The sequence below is a fragment of the Caloramator sp. CAR-1 genome, from assembly GCF_030546345.1.
In the GTDB taxonomy this organism is placed as follows: domain Bacteria; phylum Bacillota; class Clostridia; order Clostridiales; family Caloramatoraceae; genus Caloramator; species Caloramator australicus.
In genome coordinates this window covers 45,992-65,381 of the sequence record NZ_JAUONW010000022.1, presented here as the reverse complement: position 1 = coordinate 65,381, position 19,390 = coordinate 45,992, and the positions used below count along the sequence as shown (strand labels likewise).

Here is a 19,390-nt window from a genome sequence, read left to right as displayed (position 1 = left end):
TGCTATGCTAACATATAAGGATGTTGGTTTAAATAAAGAGGAATACGATTTGATAGTTGAAAAATTAGGAAGAATTCCAAACGATTTAGAGCTTTCGATGTTTGGAGTTATGTGGTCGGAACACTGTAGCTACAAAAATTCAAGGGCCCTTTTAAAGCTTTTCAACACTAAAAGCGAAAGGGTGTTACAGGGCCCTGGGGAAAATGCAGGGGTTGTGGATATCGGAGATGGACTTGCAATTGCAATGAAAATAGAAAGCCACAATCATCCGTCAGCCGTTGAACCATATCAAGGAGCTGCGACGGGAGTTGGAGGTATTTTAAGGGACGTATTTACAATGGGAGCAAGACCTATTGCAAATCTTAATTCTATAAGGTTTGGGAGGCTTGAGCTTGAAAAAACAAAGCATCTTTTAAAGGGAGTTGTAAAGGGAATAGGAGACTATGGAAATTCCGTTGGTATTCCAACGGTAGGTGGTGAGACGGTTTTTAATGAATGCTATAACGATAATCCCCTTGTAAATGCCATGAGCGTAGGACTTCTTAAAAGGGAAGACTTAAAAAAGGCGGCAGCAAAGGGGGTTGGAAACCCCGTCATGCTGGTTGGACATACAACAGGACGTGATGGAATGGGTGGGGCAAGCTTTGCCTCTTGTGATTTAACTAAGGAATCGGAGGAAAAGCGTTCAGCTGTTCAGGTGGGGGACCCATTTATGGAAAAGCTTCTTTTGGAGGCCTGCCTTGAGCTAATTAAAGAGGGATGCGTCGTTGGGATACAGGACCTTGGTGCGGCAGGGCTCACATCTGCAAGCTGTGAGACTGCCTTTAGGGGAGAAAGCGGAATAAAAATAGATGTTACAAAGGTTATTACAAGGGAAAAGGGAATGAACCCCATTGAGATTATGATTTCCGAATCCCAGGAGAGGATGCTCGTTATAGTTGAAAAGGGTAAGGAAGATAGGGTTTTTAAAATCTTTAACAAGTGGGGACTTCATGCATCGGTAATAGGAGAGGTTACTGACGATGGATTCGTTTCAGTTTATGAGGGAGAAAGGTTAGTTGGACAAGTGCCAGCAAAGCTTCTTGCCGATGGCGCACCAATTAATTTAAGACCCTTTAAAAGGCCAAAATATATGGATGAGCTCATGAATTTTGATACCTCAAAGGTTGAAAAGCCAAAAGATTTAAAGGAGACTATTTTGAAGCTTTTAAAATCCCCTAATATTGCATTAAAAAAGTGGGTTTACAGCCAGTATGACCATCAGGTTAGAAACAGCACCGTTATTAAACCCGGTGGGGATGCAGCCCTAGTTCTTGTAGATGGGACAGATAAGGGAATTGCCCTTACGGTGGATTGCAATGAAAGATATTGTTATCTAAACCCTTACGAAGGGGCAAAAATAGCGGTTTTAGAGGCTGCAAGAAATATAGCAGCAACTGGAGCAAGACCGATTGCTATAACCGACTGTTTAAACTTTGCAAATCCAGAAAAGGAAGAAATATATTATCAATTTAGGAATTCCATATTAGGAATAACAGAGGCATCAAGGATTTTAAATACACCTGTCATAAGCGGAAACGTGAGCTTTTATAATCAGTCGGAAAAAATGGCAATTCATCCTACACCTGTTATTGGAATGCTTGGACTTTTAGAGGATGCAAAAAAGCACACGACTATAGACTTTAAGGATGAGGGTGATGTAATAATTCTTGTCGGTGAAACAAGGGATGAAATAGGCGGAAGTGAATATTTAAAGGTTATATTTGGCATCGAGGCAGGAAGGGTGCCGGAGGCTCAAGTTGAGATTGAGAAAAACACAATTGAAGCGGTTTTAAAGTGCACAGATGAGAATCTTTTAAAGAGCTGCCATGATATATCCAATGGAGGCTTTATAGTGGCCCTTTTAGAGTGCTGTTTTAAAAATGAAATGGGTGCAAAACTTAGCATAAATACAGACCTTAGGGAGGATAGATTCTTATTCTCTGAAAGCCAGGGAAGGTTTATTTTATCCTGCAGAAAAGATGCTGCTGATAAGGTAATATTAAACTTTAGAAGATATGGGGTTATGGCAGAGGTTATTGGTGAAACACAAAGGGACAAAGTGGAGATAGAGCTTAACGGAAATAAAGTTTTAGACATAGAAGTAAAAGAGGCTAAGAAGGAATGGGAAGGTGGCCTTGTATGTTTTGTGGAGTAGATAAATTTAAGGAAGAGTGTGGAGTTTTTGGAGTTTATTTAACTGAAGAAAAGGAAATAGCAAGAACTGTATATTACGGCCTTTTTGCCCTTCAGCATAGGGGACAGGAAAGTGCAGGGATGGCTATATCAAGTGGGACAGACTTTATAGTCCATAAGGATATAGGGCTTGTATCGGAGGTTTTTACAGAAGAATTTTTAAATACTAAAGGATTTGCCGCAATAGGCCATGTAAGGTATTCAACAACAGGCGGGACAAGGAAGGAAAACGCCCAGCCCCTTTATAGTAAATACAAACTTGGTAACATTGCAATTGCCCATAACGGCAACCTTGTCAATGCAGATATCATAAGGGAACTTTTAGAAGAGGCGGGGGTTATATTTCAAACAACAATAGATACAGAGGTTGTATTAAACCTTATAGCAAGGGCAGCAAAGAAGGGAATAGAAAGGGCAGTATTTGACGCCATGCAGGCGATAAAGGGTTCCTACGCCATGCTTATACTAACCGATGATAAATTGATTGCCGTAAGGGACCCCCACGGTATAAGACCTTTATGTCTTGGGAAAATAGATGGAGGATATGTTTTGGCATCTGAAAGCTGTGCCCTAGATGCTGTCGGTGCTGAGTTTTTAAGGGATGTTGAACCTGGTGAGATAGTGATAATAGATAAAGAAGGAATAAGGAGTCTTAATTTAATAGAAAAAACAAAGCTTGAAACCTGTGCCTTTGAATATATTTATTTTGCAAGACCCGACAGCATTATAGATGGAATTAGCGTTTATGAGTCGAGGCTAAGGGCAGGAGAGGAGCTTTATAATGAAGCACCTGTTGAAGCAGATATTGTTATCGGCGTTCCAGACTCAGGAACCTTTGCTGCAGTAGGTTTTTCAAATGCTTCAAAGATACCCTACGGCATAGGCTTTGTAAAAAACAAATATATTGGAAGAACCTTTATTCAGCCTAAAAGCGAAGAAAGGGAAAGGGCGGTTGCCATTAAACTAAATCCTTTGAAGTCAAATATAGAAGGGAAAAGGGTTGTTTTGATTGACGACTCGATTGTAAGAGGAACTACCATGAGAAGGCTTGTAGATTTATTGAAAAAATCGGGGGCAAAGGAGGTTCATGTAAGGATTGCATCCCCTGTTGTTGCATACCCTTGTTACTTTGGAATAGATACCCCCTATAGAAGTCAGCTTATAGGAGCTAATAAAGATATTGAGGATATTTCCAGGGAAATAGGCGCAGATTCTTTGGACTTTTTAAGCATAGATGGTCTTTTAAAGGCATTAAATAGGGATGGTTTTTGTTTAGGATGTTTTAACGGAACATATCCGGTTTCTGCACCCCTTGAGGCGGATAAATTCCAGTTTGAAAGGAAGGAATAGTATGAAATATAAAGATTCAGGAGTTAACATCGAGGAGGGCTATAGAGCTGTTAATCTTATTAAGGACATGGCAAGGAAAACCTACAGTAGTAGGGTTTTAAACGGAATTGGAAGCTTTGCGGCCCTTTACGATATAGGAGGGTATAAAAATCCTGTCCTTGTTTCTGGAACAGATGGGGTTGGAACAAAGCTTGAGATTGCCTTTAAGATGAAAAAATACGATACAGTAGGCATAGACTGCGTTGCAATGTGCGTAAATGATATATTATGCCACGGTGCAAGGCCCCTTTTTTTCCTTGATTATTTAGCCTGCGGGAAATTAGATGCTGAAGTTGCAGCACAAATAGTTTCAGGTGTTGCAAAGGGATGTGAAATTGCAGGTTGTAGCCTTATAGGCGGTGAAACTGCCGAGATGCCGGGGTTTTATAAGGAAGGGGACTATGACATAGCAGGCTTTGCAGTTGGAGTCGTTGAAAGGGACAGAATAATAGATGGAAGCAAAATAACAGAAGGGGACGTTTTAATAGGAATTGAATCCTCCGGCCCCCACAGCAACGGCTACTCTTTGATTAGAAGGATTATAAAGAATTTAGATGCAGAATTTGAAGGAAATAAAATAGGAGAGGTTTTACTAACACCAACCACTATATATGTCCCTTATGTTCTTCCCCTTATAGAAAAATACGAAATAAAGGGAATGGCCCACATAACAGGCGGAGGATTTTATGAAAATATTCCAAGGATGTTTAAGGAGGATTTTACGGCGGTTATCCATAAAAATTCCTTTAAGATTCCCAAAATATTTGAATATATAATGGATAACGGGGTTGAGGAAAGGGAGATGTTTAACACCTTCAACATGGGAATTGGATTTGTTTTGTGTGTGGATAAAGGTTTAGCTAAAAATATAGTTGAGGATTTAGAAGGGATGGGTAAAGGAGCGTATATAATCGGCCATGTTGAAAGGGGCGGTGATGGCGTTTGCATAAAATAGCAGTTTTAGTGTCTGGAAGCGGTTCTAATCTTGAGGCTATTATGGATGCAATAGATGATGGTAAATTAAACTGCAGCATTGAATTTGTAGTTGCCGACAGAAGCTGTTTGGCCATAGAAAGGGCAAAAAAAAGGGGGATAAGAACTGCAGTTTTAGATAGAAGGGGATTTGGTAAAGAGCTCTCTCAAAGGATATTGGAGGTAATAGGAAAGGATTTAGACCTTTTAGTCCTTGTAGGCTTTTTATCCATTTTAGAGGGAGAGATATTAAAGGTTTACAAGGATAAAATAATAAACATCCACCCCTCCCTTTTGCCTAAATTCTCAGGAAAAGGGATGTATGGGTTAAGGGTGCATGAGGCTGTTTTAAAGGCAGGAGAAAAGGAGAGCGGCTGCACCGTCCATTTTGTGGATGAGGGTGTGGATACCGGAAGGATAATCCTTCAAAAAAGGGTTCCTGTTTTAGAAGAAGATAGTCCTTTCGATTTGTCAAAGAGGGTTTTAGAGGAGGAACACAAACTAATTGTTGAAGCTATAAAAAAGGTATTGGAGGGATAGTATGAGGGCACTTATCAGCACTTATTATAAGGATGGGATAGAAAACCTCTGTAGATTCCTAGCTGATAGAGGCGTTGAAATAATTTCAACGGGTGGAACCTATAAATTCTTAAAGGATAAGGGAATACCAGTTATAGAAATAAAGGAGATTACAGGCTTTGAGGAGATACTCGATGGAAGGGTGAAAACCTTACATCCTAACATTCATGGGGGAATCCTTGCAATTAGGGATAATAAAGAACATATGGAGACGATAAAACAAAAGGGGATAGGGACCATTGATTTTGTTATAGTTAACCTTTATCCATTTTTTGAAAAGGTTCAGGAGGATTTATCCTTTGAGGAGAAGGTTGAGTTTATAGATATCGGAGGCCCTTCAATGTTAAGGGCTGCAGCTAAAAACTTTAAGGATGTTGTTGTCCTCTGCGACTATAGGGATTATGATAAGGTTATGGAGGAGATTGAAAGGGATGGAAATGTAAGCTATAACACAAGAAAATATCTTGCAGGTAAAGTCTTTAATTTAACATCAGCCTATGATGCGGCGATTTCTAATTTTCTTCTTGATAATCCTTATCCGGAATACTTATCTATATCATACAAAAAGGAAGCGGAATTAAGATACGGAGAAAACCCCCATCAGACGGCTGCCTTTTATGTTAAAACTGAAGGCTCTGGTGCTATGAAGGATTTTGAAAAGCTAGGAGGCAAGGAACTTTCCTACAACAACATAAAGGATATGGATGTTGCGTGGAAGGTTGTTTGTGAATTTGATGAGGTTGCCTGCTGTGCAGTAAAGCACAATACACCCTGTGGAGTTGCAGTAGGTAAAGACTCCTATGAAGCCTTTTTAAAAACCTTTGAATGCGACCCTGTTTCAATTTTTGGAGGAATAGTTGCATTAAATAGCAGGGTTGACAAGAGGACAGCAGAAAAGATGGTTGAGATATTCCTCGAGGTTATAATAGCTCCTGAATATGATGATGATGCCCTTGAGGTTTTAAAGGCAAAGAAGAATTTAAGAATAATAAAGGCAAAGGTTAAGCCTCAGGATAAATATGAAATGGTAAGCGTAGATGGAGGAATTTTAGTTCAAAGTGTAGATAATAAGCTAGTAGATGAAATAAAGGTTGTTACAGAAAGACAGCCAACAGAGGAAGAAATAGAGGAAATGCTCTTTGGAATGAAGGTTGTAAAGTATGTTAAATCCAATGCCATAGTTGTGGTAAAGGATAAAAGGGCAGTTGGAATTGCAGGAGGGCAGGTAAATAGAATATGGGCAGCCTGCCAAGCCCTTGAAAGAGGGAAAGGTGCTGCTGTTTTAGTTTCTGATGCCTTTTTCCCCTTTAGCGATGTCGTTGAGGAGGCTGCAAAGCATAATATTAGAGCAATAATGCAGCCGGGAGGTTCCCTAAGGGATCAGGATTCAATTGATGCCTGCAACAAATACGGCATTTCAATGGTTTTTACAGGAGTTAGACACTTTAAACATTAAAAACTTAAATCTTAAGTGCCTGGCACTTTAGGAGGTGATCGGATGAAGGTTTTAGTCATAGGTTCAGGTGGAAGGGAGCATGCAATAGCATGGAAGATAGCTAAAAGCCCCCTTGTAGAAAAGGTATTTGTTGCCCCAGGAAACGGCGGAACCTATATGGAGGAAAAATGTGAGAATGTAAATTTAAAGGGTATAGATGAATATTTAGAATTTGCAAAGGAAAACAAAATCGACGTTACCGTTGTAGGTCCTGAGGCACCTTTAGTTGAGGGAATAGTTGATGAATTTAAAAAGCAAGGCTTAAAAATATTTGGTCCCTCAAAGGAGGCTGCAAGGCTTGAGGGAAGCAAAATATATGCAAAGGAGTTTATGAAAAGGCACGGCGTAAGGACGGCGGAGTATGAGGTTTTTTATGATCTAGAAGGGGCAGTGGAGTATATTAAAAAATGCCGATATCCCTGTGTAATAAAGGCTGACGGTCTTGCCCAGGGAAAGGGCGTTGTTATATGCAGTTCCTTGGGGGAGGCAGAGGATACCTTAAAAAAATTTATGGTAGAGGATGTTTTTAAAGGTTCTGGAAAGAGAATCGTCATTGAGGAATTTTTAGAAGGAGTTGAGGCATCAATCCTTTCAATAACCGATGGAAAAACTATTATTCCCTTTATATCTGCAAAGGATCATAAAAGGATATTCGACTGCGACAAGGGGCCTAACACAGGCGGAATGGGTGTTATCGCACCTAATCCCTATGTTACTGATGAAGTTTTAGAGGATTTTAAGAAAAATATTATGCTACCTACATTAAATGGGATAAAGGAAGAAGGACTTGATTATCATGGCATAATATTTTTTGGAATTATGATAACAAAAAAGGGAGTTTATCTTTTAGAATACAACGTAAGGATGGGGGACCCTGAAACTCAGGCCCTTCTTCCCCTTATGAAAAGCGACTTTTTTGAGCTGATTTTAAGGGCTATTGACGGAAAATTAGAGGGATGCAAAATAGAGTGGGAGGAAGGATTTTCCTGCAATGTAGTTGCTGCCTCAAAGGGATATCCAGGCGATATTGAGAAGGGATTTAAGGTTAATATAGGCGATGTTGAAAACAAAATATTCATCGCCGGTGCAGAATTTAAGGATGGCAATTTAATCACAACAGGTGGAAGAGTTTTATCGGTAACAGCAGTAGCTGACACCCTTGATAAGGCAAGGCAAAAGGCCTATGGGGATTTGAAAAGGATTTACTTTGAGGGTATGCAGTATAGAAAAGATGTATAGGGTTAGCAAGCAAACATTTTTGTTGTCGACCCCTAAAATGCAAAAAACTATGGGGGGTCGACAGCAGGCTTTAACCCTTGAAAAATCTAGAAAGTTGATCGAATGTTACAAAATGGAAACAATTTGACTTTATAATAGAATTCAGATATAATAAGGCTTAATGAGAGTTTTTAGCCTACCTATAAGGGATCGAGACTGTATTGTGAGGTTCCCAATTTTTTTGCCAACACATGGTTTTTAGCCTACCTATAAGGGATCTAATCAAGATTGGTGGGTAGAGGATTGAGCCTGAAAAATTATATTTATATCTATGGGTGGCTTTATGTATGAGGTTTTTAATTAAATAGATTAGGCAGTATTATTAAAAATAAAAAAAGCCCTTAGCTTTAGAAACTAAGGGCTTTATTGAGACACACGGCATAGTCAAAAGATGGAAGTGAATACTCCTGCACTTTTCTATTTTATTACTTTATACCTATTCCTGCCTTCTTTTTTAGCAAGAAGCATAGCGTCCTTTATTTTATTTATTATCTCATCATCATAACATGACTTTTTTGTAAAATATTATAAAATCTTAATCTTAAGTGCCAGGCACTTCGTAGAAGTATTAATTAATCATTATTTGGAAATTTTGTTTTTAAATTGGGTGGTGAATAATAAAAATGAATAGCAAGAGGGATTCTGAACATTTTCGAGGATGCCTTTTAGGTGGGGCAATTGGTGATGCATTAGGATGGCCGGTTGAGTTTTTAAAAAGAGATGAGATTATTAGAAGATTTGGCAAAGAAGGAATTGTTGACCTTCTCTTGGGTAAAAATGGTAAAGCTGAAATAACTGACGATACCCAAATGACGCTTTTTACAATCGAGGGCATATTACGTGCAAAAACAAGATTTGCCTTAAAAGGTATATGCCATCTTCCATCCGTCGTTTATAATGCCTATAGGCGTTGGCTTATAACTCAAGGATATACAAATCTAAAGGACTATGATTTTATAAATAGTGGATGGTTAATAAAAGTAAAGGAACTTCATGTGAAAAGAGCACCGGGAATGAGCTGCCTGTCTGCACTTTTAAATGGCAAAATCGGAACAACAAAAGAGCCGATAAATAATAGCAAGGGCTGTGGTGGAGTTATGCATATCGCACCAGTAGGACTATTTTATGCCAAAGAATATGCCTTTGACATAGCAGTAGATATAGCAGCACTAACCCACGGACACCCAACAGGTTATTTATCTGCAGGTGCCCTTGCATACTTAATCGCTTTAATAATTGAAGGTGAGGAATTAGAAAAGGCTGCTAATAAAACAATGAACAAACTAAAAGAATATGACAATTGTGAAGAGTGCTTTAACAGCTTATCAAAGGCGATAGAACTTACATATAGCGATGTAGAAGATATTGATGCAATTTCTCAGCTTGGTGAAGGGTGGGTTGCAGAAGAGGCTCTTGGAATATCGGTATACTGTGCATTAAGATATAAAAACGATTTTAAGAAGGCTATAATTACTTCCGTTAATCATGATGGAGATAGCGATAGCACAGGTGCAATAACAGGCAACATTTTAGGTGCATATTTAGGTGTAAATAGTATACCAAAAGAGTGGATTGAAAAAGTAGAACTAAAGGATGTTATAATAAAGATAGCTGACGATTTATTTGAGGCAAACAAAGAAAATATAGATGAAAATTGGTGGGAGTGTTATCCTGGGTATTAAATAAAAGGGGGCTTTTTATGAACCTTGTAGCCTTAACAGGTGCTGGAATATCAAAAGCAAGTGGCATTCCAACATTTAATGAAATGGGAAACTTAAGAGAAAAGCTAAGCAGATCATTTTTCCAAAATAACCCTGAAGAGTTTTATAAAATATTAATTGAAATGAAAGAAAAAATAGAAAGAGCAGAGCCTAACCCTGCTCATATTGCACTTGCAAAATATAATGTTCCAATTGTTACAATGAATATTGATGGACTGCATAAAAGAGCTGGTAGTAAAAATATTATTGAGATTCATGGAAATTTAGAATATGTTGAATGTCCTAACTGCAATGAATTATATGATTTTGATGTAGTTAAAGGAACAATTTATTGTAAAAAGTGCAGAGGACTACTTCAACCAAATGTGGTTCTTTATGGTGATATAATACCTTTATATTTTAATGCAATAGACCTTATAGGTTCAGCCGATGAACTGCTTGTAGTCGGGACATCATTCTACACATCAACTGCGATTGATCTTGTTAACAGGGCAAAATTTGCAGGTATTAAAGTGACAATGATCAATGAAAATGCAGAGGAGAATGTCCCTAAATATCTTAAAAAGCTAATTAAATAGTAAATTATTTTATACCAAAGTTCACCAGTTTCATAGTAAAGCTTGCCTTTAACAAAATATCTTGGGCCATAATAATGCCTTGATTATTAATTGTATTCATCTTCAAATTTTAGAATCCTATTTTTTGTTTAATGATTTTTTAATTTCGTCAGCCTTTTCTTTTTCACCAATTCTTAAATAAGCTTCAGCAAGGAGTTCTTTACATTCTCTTGCTGATTCTTCCCATTCTTCATCAAATAAATTTAAAGCCCATTCATAACATTGTATTGCTTGGTGATATTGATGTTTTGAAAAATGAATGTCACCTTTTAGTTTAAAATTAATTCCTCTTTCAGGATTTTCAATTATTGCATTATTAATTTCTTTTAAGGCCTTATCTTGCCTACCTTGATATAGCAAGAGGGAAGATAAATTGTAGTAAATATATTCATCATTTGGATTTATTTCAAGCCCTTTTTTATAATATTCAATAGCCTCTTTTATAAGTCCTCTATCAGCACAGAACACACCCATATTAAGATATGGATCAGAGGAATTTGGCATAAGTTCAGCTAAGTTTTTATAACACTCAAGGCATTTATCAAATCTATCCATTGAATCAAATAAAAGAGCCAAATCTTCCCATAGGTAAATATATTTTTTAGAAAATGCACTTGGCATTTTTTCTTTAACATCTAATAAAATTGAGAAAAGCTCATCAGCATATCTTTCAGGATTGTAGCCGTTTAATACTTCTAAAACACGAGCAAGTCTTTTTCGACATTTAATTTTATCAGGAAGAGGAATGTTTTCCCCTATTTTTTCTTTTGGAATATTATCAAGGATCCAGTAGTATTTGTCCCTTCCAGTATTGTTATTTCTAAATTCAATACAAAGCCAAATGCCTTTAATATATTTATACTGGTATACCATATAAATGCTTCTAATTCCGTTTAAGAAAACCCCAGCTTGAGTCCAAGGTTTGGGTTCATAGCCAACATCGCCAACATATCCATAACAGAATGTATTGTAGAGTTTATAATAAGGATTACCTTTTCTTGGAGGTTCAATCATTTTGATAAAATTATTTAGCCCTTCGAGGATTCTTTCACGTTCCTTCTTTTTTAGTTTTGCTTGATTTAAGAGAGTGTCAATGTTTAAGAGCTTGATCAAAAATTCATCTCGTTCTTCCGTTGAATCGAATTTAATGACTACTTTTAACTTTGACATAGCAATTCCCCCTTTCTATATAAATATATACACGAATGATTTTGAAACGGTTACGGATTATTGATATAAAATTCATGTTCAAGCTAAGTAATATCTAAGTAATCAAATAAGATGTCCAGAAATAAATTTAATTAAACTTAATAAAAAATCTAATTCAAAATTTTAAAAAAATTTCTAAAAAACTCTTGAAAATTATACCAATAATTGATAATATGATTATAAGGCTAATATTTAAGGGGTTATAAAAGAGGGATTATCATAAAAGTTAAGATGATTGAAAAGATAAGTCTAAACAAATGAATTGTTATTCATAAACTAAAAAAAGATATCATCTAACCAAGTTAAGAGATATGTATTCTAAAACTTAGAAAGGAGTGATAATTTGAACATTACTTCAGATGAAATACTACAAAAAATATATGAAGGATTTAATAAAATATATAAAGCATTTAACAACTTCGTTGATTCAGGATTTTTATGGGAAGAATGCATAAAAACAGTTAAAGATACAGATTTGATGAACAAAATAATATTTTGCAATGATATATTAAATGTTCCACCAGTAAAAGTCTTTGTTCTAGTGAATGAGAAGATACCTTCAAATTTAACAGATTATGAAAAAAAAGCAATTGGAGCATTTTGGGGTTATGTCTTTAAATTTGTTTTCGGTTATCGCAACCAAAGAAGTGTGCCAATAAATGTTAAGGGTATAAAGACGGCTACTACATTCTTTGATGTTAAAGAACAAATAGTTGTAAAATAAATAAAAGGGGGATAAACAATGATTACGTATTCAGAGATTGAAATCATCAACAAGATAAATAATGCTTTAGGACAAAATGGACCAGAAGGCTTATATCAACAAGATTTTGTAAATTATAGAGGTAAAACAAAAGATACAGAGGAGTACTACACAGAAGTAATTTCTAGAGAACTGATAATAAATGATTTTGCAACTAAATTGAAAGGCATTACTCCTATAAATCGTGGAAAATACAATGTAGGACATAGTGGTATGGTTACAACTGATAATGCATATTCAAACAGAATAGAAGAAAGGATTGCAATAGCTTTATTTAATGCTTCTAAAAATTTTAGTATTACTTTTGGAAAATTAGGTGAAATAATAGATTATCAAGTGCCGTTAAAAGCAACTCAAAGTAACAAAGGAATAGGCAAAATTGATCTTATAAGCAAAACAAAAGATGAAATTTGGCTTATTGAATTGAAATATTATAAACACAAGGACAAAAAAGCAAACAAGGAAACTCTTTTAAGGGCAGCACTTGAAATTGCAACTTATTACCAATGGCTAGATAAGCAGAATTTTTTAAACAGTTATGAACAATTTAAAGGATATAAAGAGGAACAAATAAAGAAATCAATTTTAATATTTAATGAAAATGAAAGAGATAAAGAATATGAAGAGCTGAAGAATGGAAATATGCCATTTCTAAAGAATTTACTTAAAAAATTAGAAGTTAATATTTATGATATTGGAGTTGGAGAAATATGATAATCAGGTTTATTGGTGGGGGAAGGGAATTAGGCGGAAATTGTGTAGAAATAACTTCGAATAATGAATCAATATTGCTTGATGTAGGCATGCCAATTGAAAAAAATTATAGTGAAGAAATTACTTTCAGAGATACATATGCTGGGATATTAATATCCCATACACATATGGACCACTATTTAAGAATGGAATTTTTAAAAGATAAGAAAGTTAATGTATACATTTCAGACCCTATGAAAGATATATTTGAAGCTAATGAGATTTTTCTAAACGAAAGGATACTAAACTATAAAAGTTTTTTGTTGTATGAAAGTGAAGAGGTTGAGATAGGGGATTTTAAAATAACCCCCTATCTTCAAGATCATTCATCATTTGATTCACGAGGGTTTTTGATAGAAGTTGAAGGGAAAAAAGTATTTTATACAGGAGACTTTAGATTCCATGGTAGGAAGAGTAGTAGAAAAGAAAACTTAATATCTAAACTTAAGGAAAAAGATATAGATGTTTTAATTACAGATGGAACAAATATTTCGAATAATAAAATAAATATAACAGAATATTCAATACAGAAAAAAATTATGCAAGAAATTAAAAATACAAATGGATTAGTTACAGTAAATTTTTCATCTCAAAATATAGATAGAATTGTTTCAATTTATAAAGCATCTCGAAAAAACAATAGGACTTTCATTATAGACTTATATACTGCATATTTATTGATGAAACTTTCTAAATATGCTAAGCTACCCAATCCATTAACATATTCACATTTAAGAGTATACTACCCTCAAAATCAAATATGTAAAGTAATAAAAAACCATAATAGTAAAATATTAAATTTATTTAGGGAAAAAAGCATTTACCTTGATGAAGTAATATTAGAACCGAATAAATATGTCTTTCAAATTAGGCCATCGTTCATTGAAGAAGTTGAAAAATTAACACCCACATTAAATATTTATTCAATGTGGGAAGGTTATTTAGAAAAGGAAGAATATAATAAATTCAAATCACACTATGTTGGAAACGGAATATCATTCAAGATAATTCATACAAGTGGCCATATTTCAAAGACTGAACTAAAAGAATTTATTGAACAAGTAAAACCAAAGAAGATATTCATAATTCATACGAATTCGGATTTAGGCGAGATGAGTTTTTCTAATGTTTTTTATCCTGAAAATGGGTTTCAGATTGAAATTTAATGAGGTGATATAGTTGAATAAGAAAAATTTATTTCTATTGATAGATACCTCATCGAGCATGTGGGGTTTAGATTTTTATTCGGGATTTAAAAAAATAGAAATCTTAAAGGATAAACTATTAAAATATTTAGCTGATGGTCTTTATAATTTTGAAGATATATTTTTTTATACTTTTTCTAGTAGTTTGAAATTTAAAGGAATAATTAAGGGCAAAGATGAACTTGAAAAGAACTTAAGATTGCATTCTGATTCTGGCAACACAAAAATTTGGGATTCAATAAATGAAATAATAGATATTATTAATAGTAGAAGCAAAACGATTTTAGGGGATTATTTTTTTAATCCAAATTTAGATAATCTTATTTTATGCATAACTGATGGAGATGATAATTCAAGTAAAATGACATGTGAAGAGGTGACAAAAAAGATTGAAGACGCCAAAAATATCGAATTGAAGATAATAGACTTAAGCAGTAATATAAAACTAAGAAAGGAAAACAAATCTAGGGTTTCAATAGGAAATGATATAGATGAGTTAAAAGAAGTAGTAAATACTTCAAACAAAACTACTAATTTTAATTTTTCAGTATCTGTTATTCCAGCTATTCAAGTAACTAATGAGGAAATTGATTTGGTTAGACGAATGACCATAAAGGCAATACCTTATATAGAAAAATTAACTGGGCTAAGATATTACCCTGTTCCTACGGTTATTGTTGATAAATATATAATAAGAGATTATGTTGATGTAATAAATAAAAGAAATATTGATTTGGATTTGAATGAAGAAATAAAAGAGTTTATCAGGTTTATTTTAGCTGTTTCAATATCGTTTCACGTAGGGGCATTTAAACCTGATAATATAGGGGAGTCATTAAGGAAAACTGAATATGAGGGATTACATACACTTAATAGAGAGTCTGTTCATAAATTAAGAATGTGGGCTGAAACTGGATATGGATTATTTTATTTTTTAAATAATAATAGTGAAGAATTTTTTAATTTTGGTAGGCATAATGATTGGTTTATCGAAGAGATATCAGCTACTATAGACCCTGTTGTAAATTGTTATGAAGATTTAAAATGTATGAAAGACATTCTAAAAAATATTCAAGAAAGATATAAAGAAGTAGGATTAAGAGATACTTATTTTAGCAATGGAAGAGATTACCCTAAACTTGATGTTTGGAGAAAATATATTACAAGCAGGCAATTTAAGAAATTAATTGAGTGTGTTGGCAATCGTGGAGAATGGAAAAAGGACTTAGGATCTATTCTTTATGTATTAGATTTATCAATAGATATAGTTTTTAAAATATTAAGTAAAATGAGGAAGAAAGCAGTAAAATATCAAAGTATTATATCTAATATGCACACTTTTGGTGTTTATTTATCACCTACTGAAAAAATGGATATAAAATTAAAAGAAAACTTTTTGGTTAGTGGATATCCAGAATTTTTCAACTTAAATAATACAGGTATTGTTCTTTTATGTTTAGATGAAATAAGAGAAAGAATAAATCAAGTTCTTGCAGAAGATTCATCATTAAATGAAGCATATTTGAAAGAGAACCTTATTCTTGCAACGGTTATACATGAACATACACATGCTGCTGTATTTGAAGGATTAAATTTTAATAGTAATAATATTAAATTTTATAGCATGAGAAGTAATGGGAAGAAATACAAAGCGGTTTCTGAAGGATTGGCTGAGTGGTCAGAATTAAATTATTTTAGAAATGACAAATTCATGTTTGATATTGTTATTAATCATGCCTTATGTGGCAATTTCCCTGACTGGCCATATGCAGCAGCATTCTTAATAGAAAAATCCTACAATCAATTAGATGATATAAAATATAAAGCTTTAGTTGAGTATTTTAGAAAAGATTATAACGAGGCTTATAAATTGCTGCTCAGTGAAAAATAATGTTATGTATTTATCAAGTTATTTGTAAAAAGGATTTTAATAATACAGCTTAACAATTGTCAGAATGTTATGAAAAAATGGTTGAATCAAAGCTTTTTATGGTTTAGAATTAAATTAGTCGTAGGTAAAATTATGAATTATTAAGTAAAATTGTAATGAATTATAATTGAATATGCTAAAAAAAGCAGATTAATTAGATATTAAATATAAGATAAATTTTACATGCAAGGAGAATACATATGGGGAAGGGAGATATTAATTTTGAATATTATGTAGATTATGTCACAAAATATTCTAAAATTAAACTACCAGAGGCGTTATTTAATAATATTGAAAATGACGTAAACAAACAGATCATGCTTGCAAGATTTTTGATAAGAGACGATGATGCGAATTTAAAATCCGTTTCATTAAGAATTTTTGAAAATGCCATGGAACAATTTGATATTATTGAAGATACAGGAATAAAGATATGTTTACTTAAGGAAATGGGGATTTTATATTGGGATATTAAAAGAGATAGGAAAAATGCGCTAAAGTATCTAAATCGTGCATTTAAACTTGCTAAAAATTCAAATGAAATTTTTAATTTTCCTATTGAACAGCAAATTTGGTTTGACATTATGACAATTTTATTTCTTTTAGGTAAAGAAAAAAAGGTTTTAGAAGGATGTAAAAAGATAATTGAAAATAACTTTAAAACATTGAATAATAAGGCAGAAGATGAATATACAGATGAAGATTATAAAAAGGATATGTATATTCATTATGCTTATTTACTTTTGGCTTACATATCACTTGAGAAGGGTAATATAGAATCAGCTCGTCATTATTTACATGTTTTAGCATATGTAAGCAAAAAGTTTGTTAGTGTCCCAAAAGATAAGGAAATTATTGTAGAGATAATAGATAGATTTTACAAGAATCCCCATTAAAAATAAAGGAGTGATGTTATGGGAAAATGGGCGGCAACAATGCGGGTTTGCGCAACCTGTAGATATTGGTGTGGTAGCAGAGATGTTGACGGACTTGCAACTTTATTTGAAGCTAAAGAACCTTATGGTATGTGTGCAGGACCAATCGGAAGTTTTAGGGGCTGCCAAATGAATGAAGGACATTCATGTTCTAAGTGGGAAAAATTTAGAGATGATTAACTGCAGGGAGAAAATTTTATGAAATTAATGGACATGCATAATCATTCAAATTGGTCAGATGGGGATAATGACGTAGAAGAAATTATATTAAATGGAATAAAAAATGGTTTAAATTTAATTGGAATTTCTGATCATTTTGAAACTTCAAAGTGTAATTCGATACATGTAAATGAATTAAATAGTTATATTAAAACAATAGAAAGTATGAAACAAAAGTATAAAGATAAAATTACTATTCTATCAGGTATTGAGATTTGTTTAAATAAAGATTGGTGTAAAGTGGATTGTTTACCATTTGAACAATTTGATTATTTGGACTATGTGCTTTTTGAGTATGTTGATATTTTTGAAAACAGTGTTACCTTGGAGGAATTTGAAAATTACACTTGTAAGGTAAAATGCAAAAAAGGATTGGCTCATACAAATTTATTAGATTTATCTGAAAAATATGGTATTGATAAATTATTAAAATTAATAAAACATAACAATCTATTTTGGGAAATTAATGTTAATGAAGGTTATGAGTATTTTGATTATATGATTAAAAATAAGGAAAAAAATAAAGTTAAAAATTTTCTTAAAAAGTTAAATGAATATAAGATTGAAATTACTATAGGTTCAGATACTCATAATTTGATTTTTTATGAGGTTGATAGAATCTTTATGGGAAACAAATTAGCCCAAGAAATTCTGTCTAAATATTAGTCTCAATTTTCATACTACTATTTTTAATGACTTTTTAAAAGGGAGTATTATTATCAGCAGTTAAAATGTTTTTTCTATATTGTATTTAGTCAAAGCTTTTTTCTTGTTTAATAAATTGGCAGTAATAATACAAGCCTATAGTATAAAATTACATTAATGTATTTATTTGTAGAATATGATCAAACATAAGGGGGAGGCTTTTATGGCATTTAGTTTTTTAGCAACTTCTGATTTACATATAGGTATGAAATTTAAAAACTATAGTGAAAATGTTAGTAAGGCTCTTCATGAAGCAAGACTTAGATCATTAGAAAATTTAGTAAAAATAGCAAATGAAAAAAGGTGCGGTCTATTTTTAATTGCAGGAGATCTATTTGAGAGTACTGCTGATACAAACAGAAAATACCTAGATGAAGTTATATCGACATTAAGAGGGTTTAATGGTGAATATGTAGCTATTCTACCTGGGAATCATGATTTTTTTAATATTTCTAACTTCTGGGTAACATTTATTAATTTAATAAAGGATACTAATATAATTGTTTTAAATGAATATAGACAATATAATCTTGAAATAAATGATGAGAAGGTTGTTTTATATCCTGCTTATTGTGATTTAAAACATTCAAAGGAAAATAGGCTTGATTGGATAAAAGAGTATAATAACTTTGACAAAGAAGCCTTTAATATTCTTGTTTCTCATGGTTCAATAAAGGGAATTTCACCTGATTTGAAGGATGAATATTTTGGCATGAGTATTGATGAAATAAATGCTTTAAATGTGGATATAGCTATTGTAGGGCATATGCATATAAATTATCCGTTTGCAATTAATGTAAAAAATGAAAAACTATTAATTCCAGGCACGCCTGAACCAGATGGTTTAGATTGTAAACATGAAGGGTATGCTTGGATTGTAGAGGTATTGGACAAAAAAAATTTTAATGCAATTAAGGTTAAGACAGGTATCTACAGATTTATTGATGAAAGGTGCAGTATTAATTCATATAAAGAGCTTGAGAATTATAAAAATTGGCTTTTAGAGGGTAACCCAAGGCAAAAAGTTGTCAGAGTTGATTTTTCTGGTAGTATTGAAGAAGAACGTAGTAATGATAAAAATAAATGTTTTGATGAACTTTCAAGAAAACTTTTTTATTTTGAATATAGCGACAATATAAGAAAAAAATTTGATAAAAACCAGATAGATAAAGAGTTTGTAAGGGATTCACTTCCACATAGAATTTTAAGCAGTATAGACGATAAAGAACTATTAGAACTCGCTTATGAAAATAGAGATGAGCATAATTGATAAAAAATAAAATAATTAATGTCAAATAGTTCCAATTTTTAAGAATGGCAGCTTAAATACTTTAAATTAAAGTTAAATTAAGAACAAAAGAGCTCCAAAAAGGGTAGACTACCCC

At 33.2% G+C, this 19,390-nt stretch carries 17 protein-coding genes; 16 read left to right on the top strand and 1 reads right to left on the bottom strand.

The features are described 5' to 3' along the window. Positions 1-4 precede the first annotated feature (4 nt). From purL to Q3V94_RS06940, 8 genes are all read left to right on the top strand, one after another. Positions 5-2,197 (top strand): phosphoribosylformylglycinamidine synthase subunit PurL, encoded by a 2,193-nt coding sequence (purL, locus tag Q3V94_RS06975; RefSeq protein WP_303526328.1) that lies wholly within the window; start codon positions 5-7, stop codon positions 2,195-2,197. Then, positions 2,182-3,585, top strand: a complete 1,404-nt coding sequence (gene purF, locus Q3V94_RS06970; RefSeq protein WP_303526326.1) for an amidophosphoribosyltransferase — start codon at positions 2,182-2,184, stop codon at positions 3,583-3,585. Before purL ends, purF begins: the two co-directional genes overlap by 16 nt. A 1-nt stretch (position 3,586) precedes the next feature. Further along, a complete protein-coding gene (gene purM / locus Q3V94_RS06965) occupies positions 3,587-4,579 on the top strand; it encodes a phosphoribosylformylglycinamidine cyclo-ligase (RefSeq protein ID WP_303526310.1) in 993 nt (330 codons plus the stop codon). Then, on the top strand, positions 4,567-5,136 hold the full coding sequence (gene purN, locus Q3V94_RS06960; RefSeq protein ID WP_303526309.1) for a phosphoribosylglycinamide formyltransferase: 570 nt from the start codon (positions 4,567-4,569) through the stop codon (positions 5,134-5,136). The genes purM and purN overlap by 13 nt, the downstream gene beginning before the upstream one ends. Position 5,137: 1 nt before the next feature. Continuing rightward, the gene (gene purH, locus Q3V94_RS06955; RefSeq protein WP_303526308.1) at positions 5,138-6,631 is read left to right on the top strand and encodes a bifunctional phosphoribosylaminoimidazolecarboxamide formyltransferase/IMP cyclohydrolase; all 1,494 of its coding nucleotides are present in this window, start codon (positions 5,138-5,140) and stop codon (positions 6,629-6,631) included. 42 nt (positions 6,632-6,673) lie between these two features. Further along, complete coding sequence (purD, locus tag Q3V94_RS06950) at positions 6,674-7,909, top strand: phosphoribosylamine--glycine ligase (protein WP_303526307.1); 1,236 nt, start codon at positions 6,674-6,676, stop codon at positions 7,907-7,909. A gap of 662 nt (positions 7,910-8,571) precedes the next feature. Then, on the top strand, positions 8,572-9,630 hold the full coding sequence (locus tag Q3V94_RS06945; RefSeq protein WP_303526305.1) for an ADP-ribosylglycohydrolase family protein: 1,059 nt from the start codon (positions 8,572-8,574) through the stop codon (positions 9,628-9,630). A gap of 17 nt (positions 9,631-9,647) precedes the next feature. Next, the gene (locus tag Q3V94_RS06940) at positions 9,648-10,247 is read left to right on the top strand and encodes a Sir2 family NAD-dependent protein deacetylase (RefSeq protein ID WP_303526303.1); all 600 of its coding nucleotides are present in this window, start codon (positions 9,648-9,650) and stop codon (positions 10,245-10,247) included. Positions 10,248-10,364: 117 nt separating this feature from the next. Here the strand turns inward: Q3V94_RS06940 and Q3V94_RS06935 are convergent, their stop codons facing one another. After that, positions 10,365-11,456 (bottom strand): tetratricopeptide repeat protein, encoded by a 1,092-nt coding sequence (locus tag Q3V94_RS06935; protein ID WP_303526302.1) that lies wholly within the window; start codon positions 11,454-11,456, stop codon positions 10,365-10,367. Positions 11,457-11,838: 382 nt separating this feature from the next. Here Q3V94_RS06935 and Q3V94_RS06930 point away from each other — a divergent pair, with 382 nt between their 5' ends. From Q3V94_RS06930 to Q3V94_RS06895, 8 genes are all read left to right on the top strand, one after another. Continuing rightward, a complete protein-coding gene (locus Q3V94_RS06930) occupies positions 11,839-12,219 on the top strand; it encodes a hypothetical protein (protein WP_303526301.1) in 381 nt (126 codons plus the stop codon). An 18-nt stretch (positions 12,220-12,237) separates the two neighbouring features. Next, on the top strand, positions 12,238-12,972 hold the full coding sequence (locus Q3V94_RS06925) for a hypothetical protein (protein ID WP_303526298.1): 735 nt from the start codon (positions 12,238-12,240) through the stop codon (positions 12,970-12,972). Continuing rightward, on the top strand, positions 12,969-14,177 hold the full coding sequence (locus Q3V94_RS06920) for an MBL fold metallo-hydrolase (protein ID WP_303526296.1): 1,209 nt from the start codon (positions 12,969-12,971) through the stop codon (positions 14,175-14,177). The genes Q3V94_RS06925 and Q3V94_RS06920 overlap by 4 nt, the downstream gene beginning before the upstream one ends. 13 nt (positions 14,178-14,190) lie before the next feature. Next, positions 14,191-16,107, top strand: coding sequence for a vWA domain-containing protein (locus tag Q3V94_RS06915; protein ID WP_303526293.1), 1,917 nt, complete (start codon positions 14,191-14,193; stop codon positions 16,105-16,107). 239 nt (positions 16,108-16,346) lie between these two features. Further along, the gene (locus Q3V94_RS06910) at positions 16,347-17,042 is read left to right on the top strand and encodes a hypothetical protein (protein ID WP_303526290.1); all 696 of its coding nucleotides are present in this window, start codon (positions 16,347-16,349) and stop codon (positions 17,040-17,042) included. An 18-nt stretch (positions 17,043-17,060) separates the two neighbouring features. Continuing rightward, a complete protein-coding gene (locus Q3V94_RS06905; RefSeq protein WP_303526288.1) occupies positions 17,061-17,261 on the top strand; it encodes a hypothetical protein in 201 nt (66 codons plus the stop codon). Between the two features lie 18 nt (positions 17,262-17,279). Continuing rightward, entirely contained in the window at positions 17,280-17,966 is a 687-nt protein-coding gene (locus Q3V94_RS06900; protein ID WP_303526285.1) for a PHP domain-containing protein, read from the top strand. A 202-nt stretch (positions 17,967-18,168) separates the two neighbouring features. Further along, positions 18,169-19,275, top strand: coding sequence for a metallophosphoesterase (locus Q3V94_RS06895; RefSeq protein ID WP_303526283.1), 1,107 nt, complete (start codon positions 18,169-18,171; stop codon positions 19,273-19,275). The last annotated feature ends 115 nt before the right edge of the window (positions 19,276-19,390 follow it).

Bases quoted from the DNA above. Each gene is read 5' to 3' on its own strand.
- purL (WP_303526328.1), top strand. From the start codon at position 5: ATGCTAACATATAAGGATGTTGGTTTAAATAAAGAGGAATACGATTTG.
- purF (WP_303526326.1), top strand. From the start codon at position 2,182: ATGTTTTGTGGAGTAGATAAATTTAAGGAAGAGTGTGGAGTTTTTGGA.
- purM (WP_303526310.1), top strand. From the start codon at position 3,587: ATGAAATATAAAGATTCAGGAGTTAACATCGAGGAGGGCTATAGAGCT.
- purH (WP_303526308.1), top strand. From the start codon at position 5,138: ATGAGGGCACTTATCAGCACTTATTATAAGGATGGGATAGAAAACCTC.
- purD (WP_303526307.1), top strand. From the start codon at position 6,674: ATGAAGGTTTTAGTCATAGGTTCAGGTGGAAGGGAGCATGCAATAGCA.
- Q3V94_RS06945 (WP_303526305.1), top strand. From the start codon at position 8,572: ATGAATAGCAAGAGGGATTCTGAACATTTTCGAGGATGCCTTTTAGGT.
- Q3V94_RS06940 (WP_303526303.1), top strand. From the start codon at position 9,648: ATGAACCTTGTAGCCTTAACAGGTGCTGGAATATCAAAAGCAAGTGGC.
- Q3V94_RS06935 (WP_303526302.1), bottom strand. From the start codon at position 11,456: ATGTCAAAGTTAAAAGTAGTCATTAAATTCGATTCAACGGAAGAACGA.
- Q3V94_RS06925 (WP_303526298.1), top strand. From the start codon at position 12,238: ATGATTACGTATTCAGAGATTGAAATCATCAACAAGATAAATAATGCT.
- Q3V94_RS06920 (WP_303526296.1), top strand. From the start codon at position 12,969: ATGATAATCAGGTTTATTGGTGGGGGAAGGGAATTAGGCGGAAATTGT.
- Q3V94_RS06910 (WP_303526290.1), top strand. From the start codon at position 16,347: ATGGGGAAGGGAGATATTAATTTTGAATATTATGTAGATTATGTCACA.
- Q3V94_RS06905 (WP_303526288.1), top strand. From the start codon at position 17,061: ATGGGAAAATGGGCGGCAACAATGCGGGTTTGCGCAACCTGTAGATAT.
- Q3V94_RS06900 (WP_303526285.1), top strand. From the start codon at position 17,280: ATGAAATTAATGGACATGCATAATCATTCAAATTGGTCAGATGGGGAT.
- Q3V94_RS06895 (WP_303526283.1), top strand. From the start codon at position 18,169: ATGGCATTTAGTTTTTTAGCAACTTCTGATTTACATATAGGTATGAAA.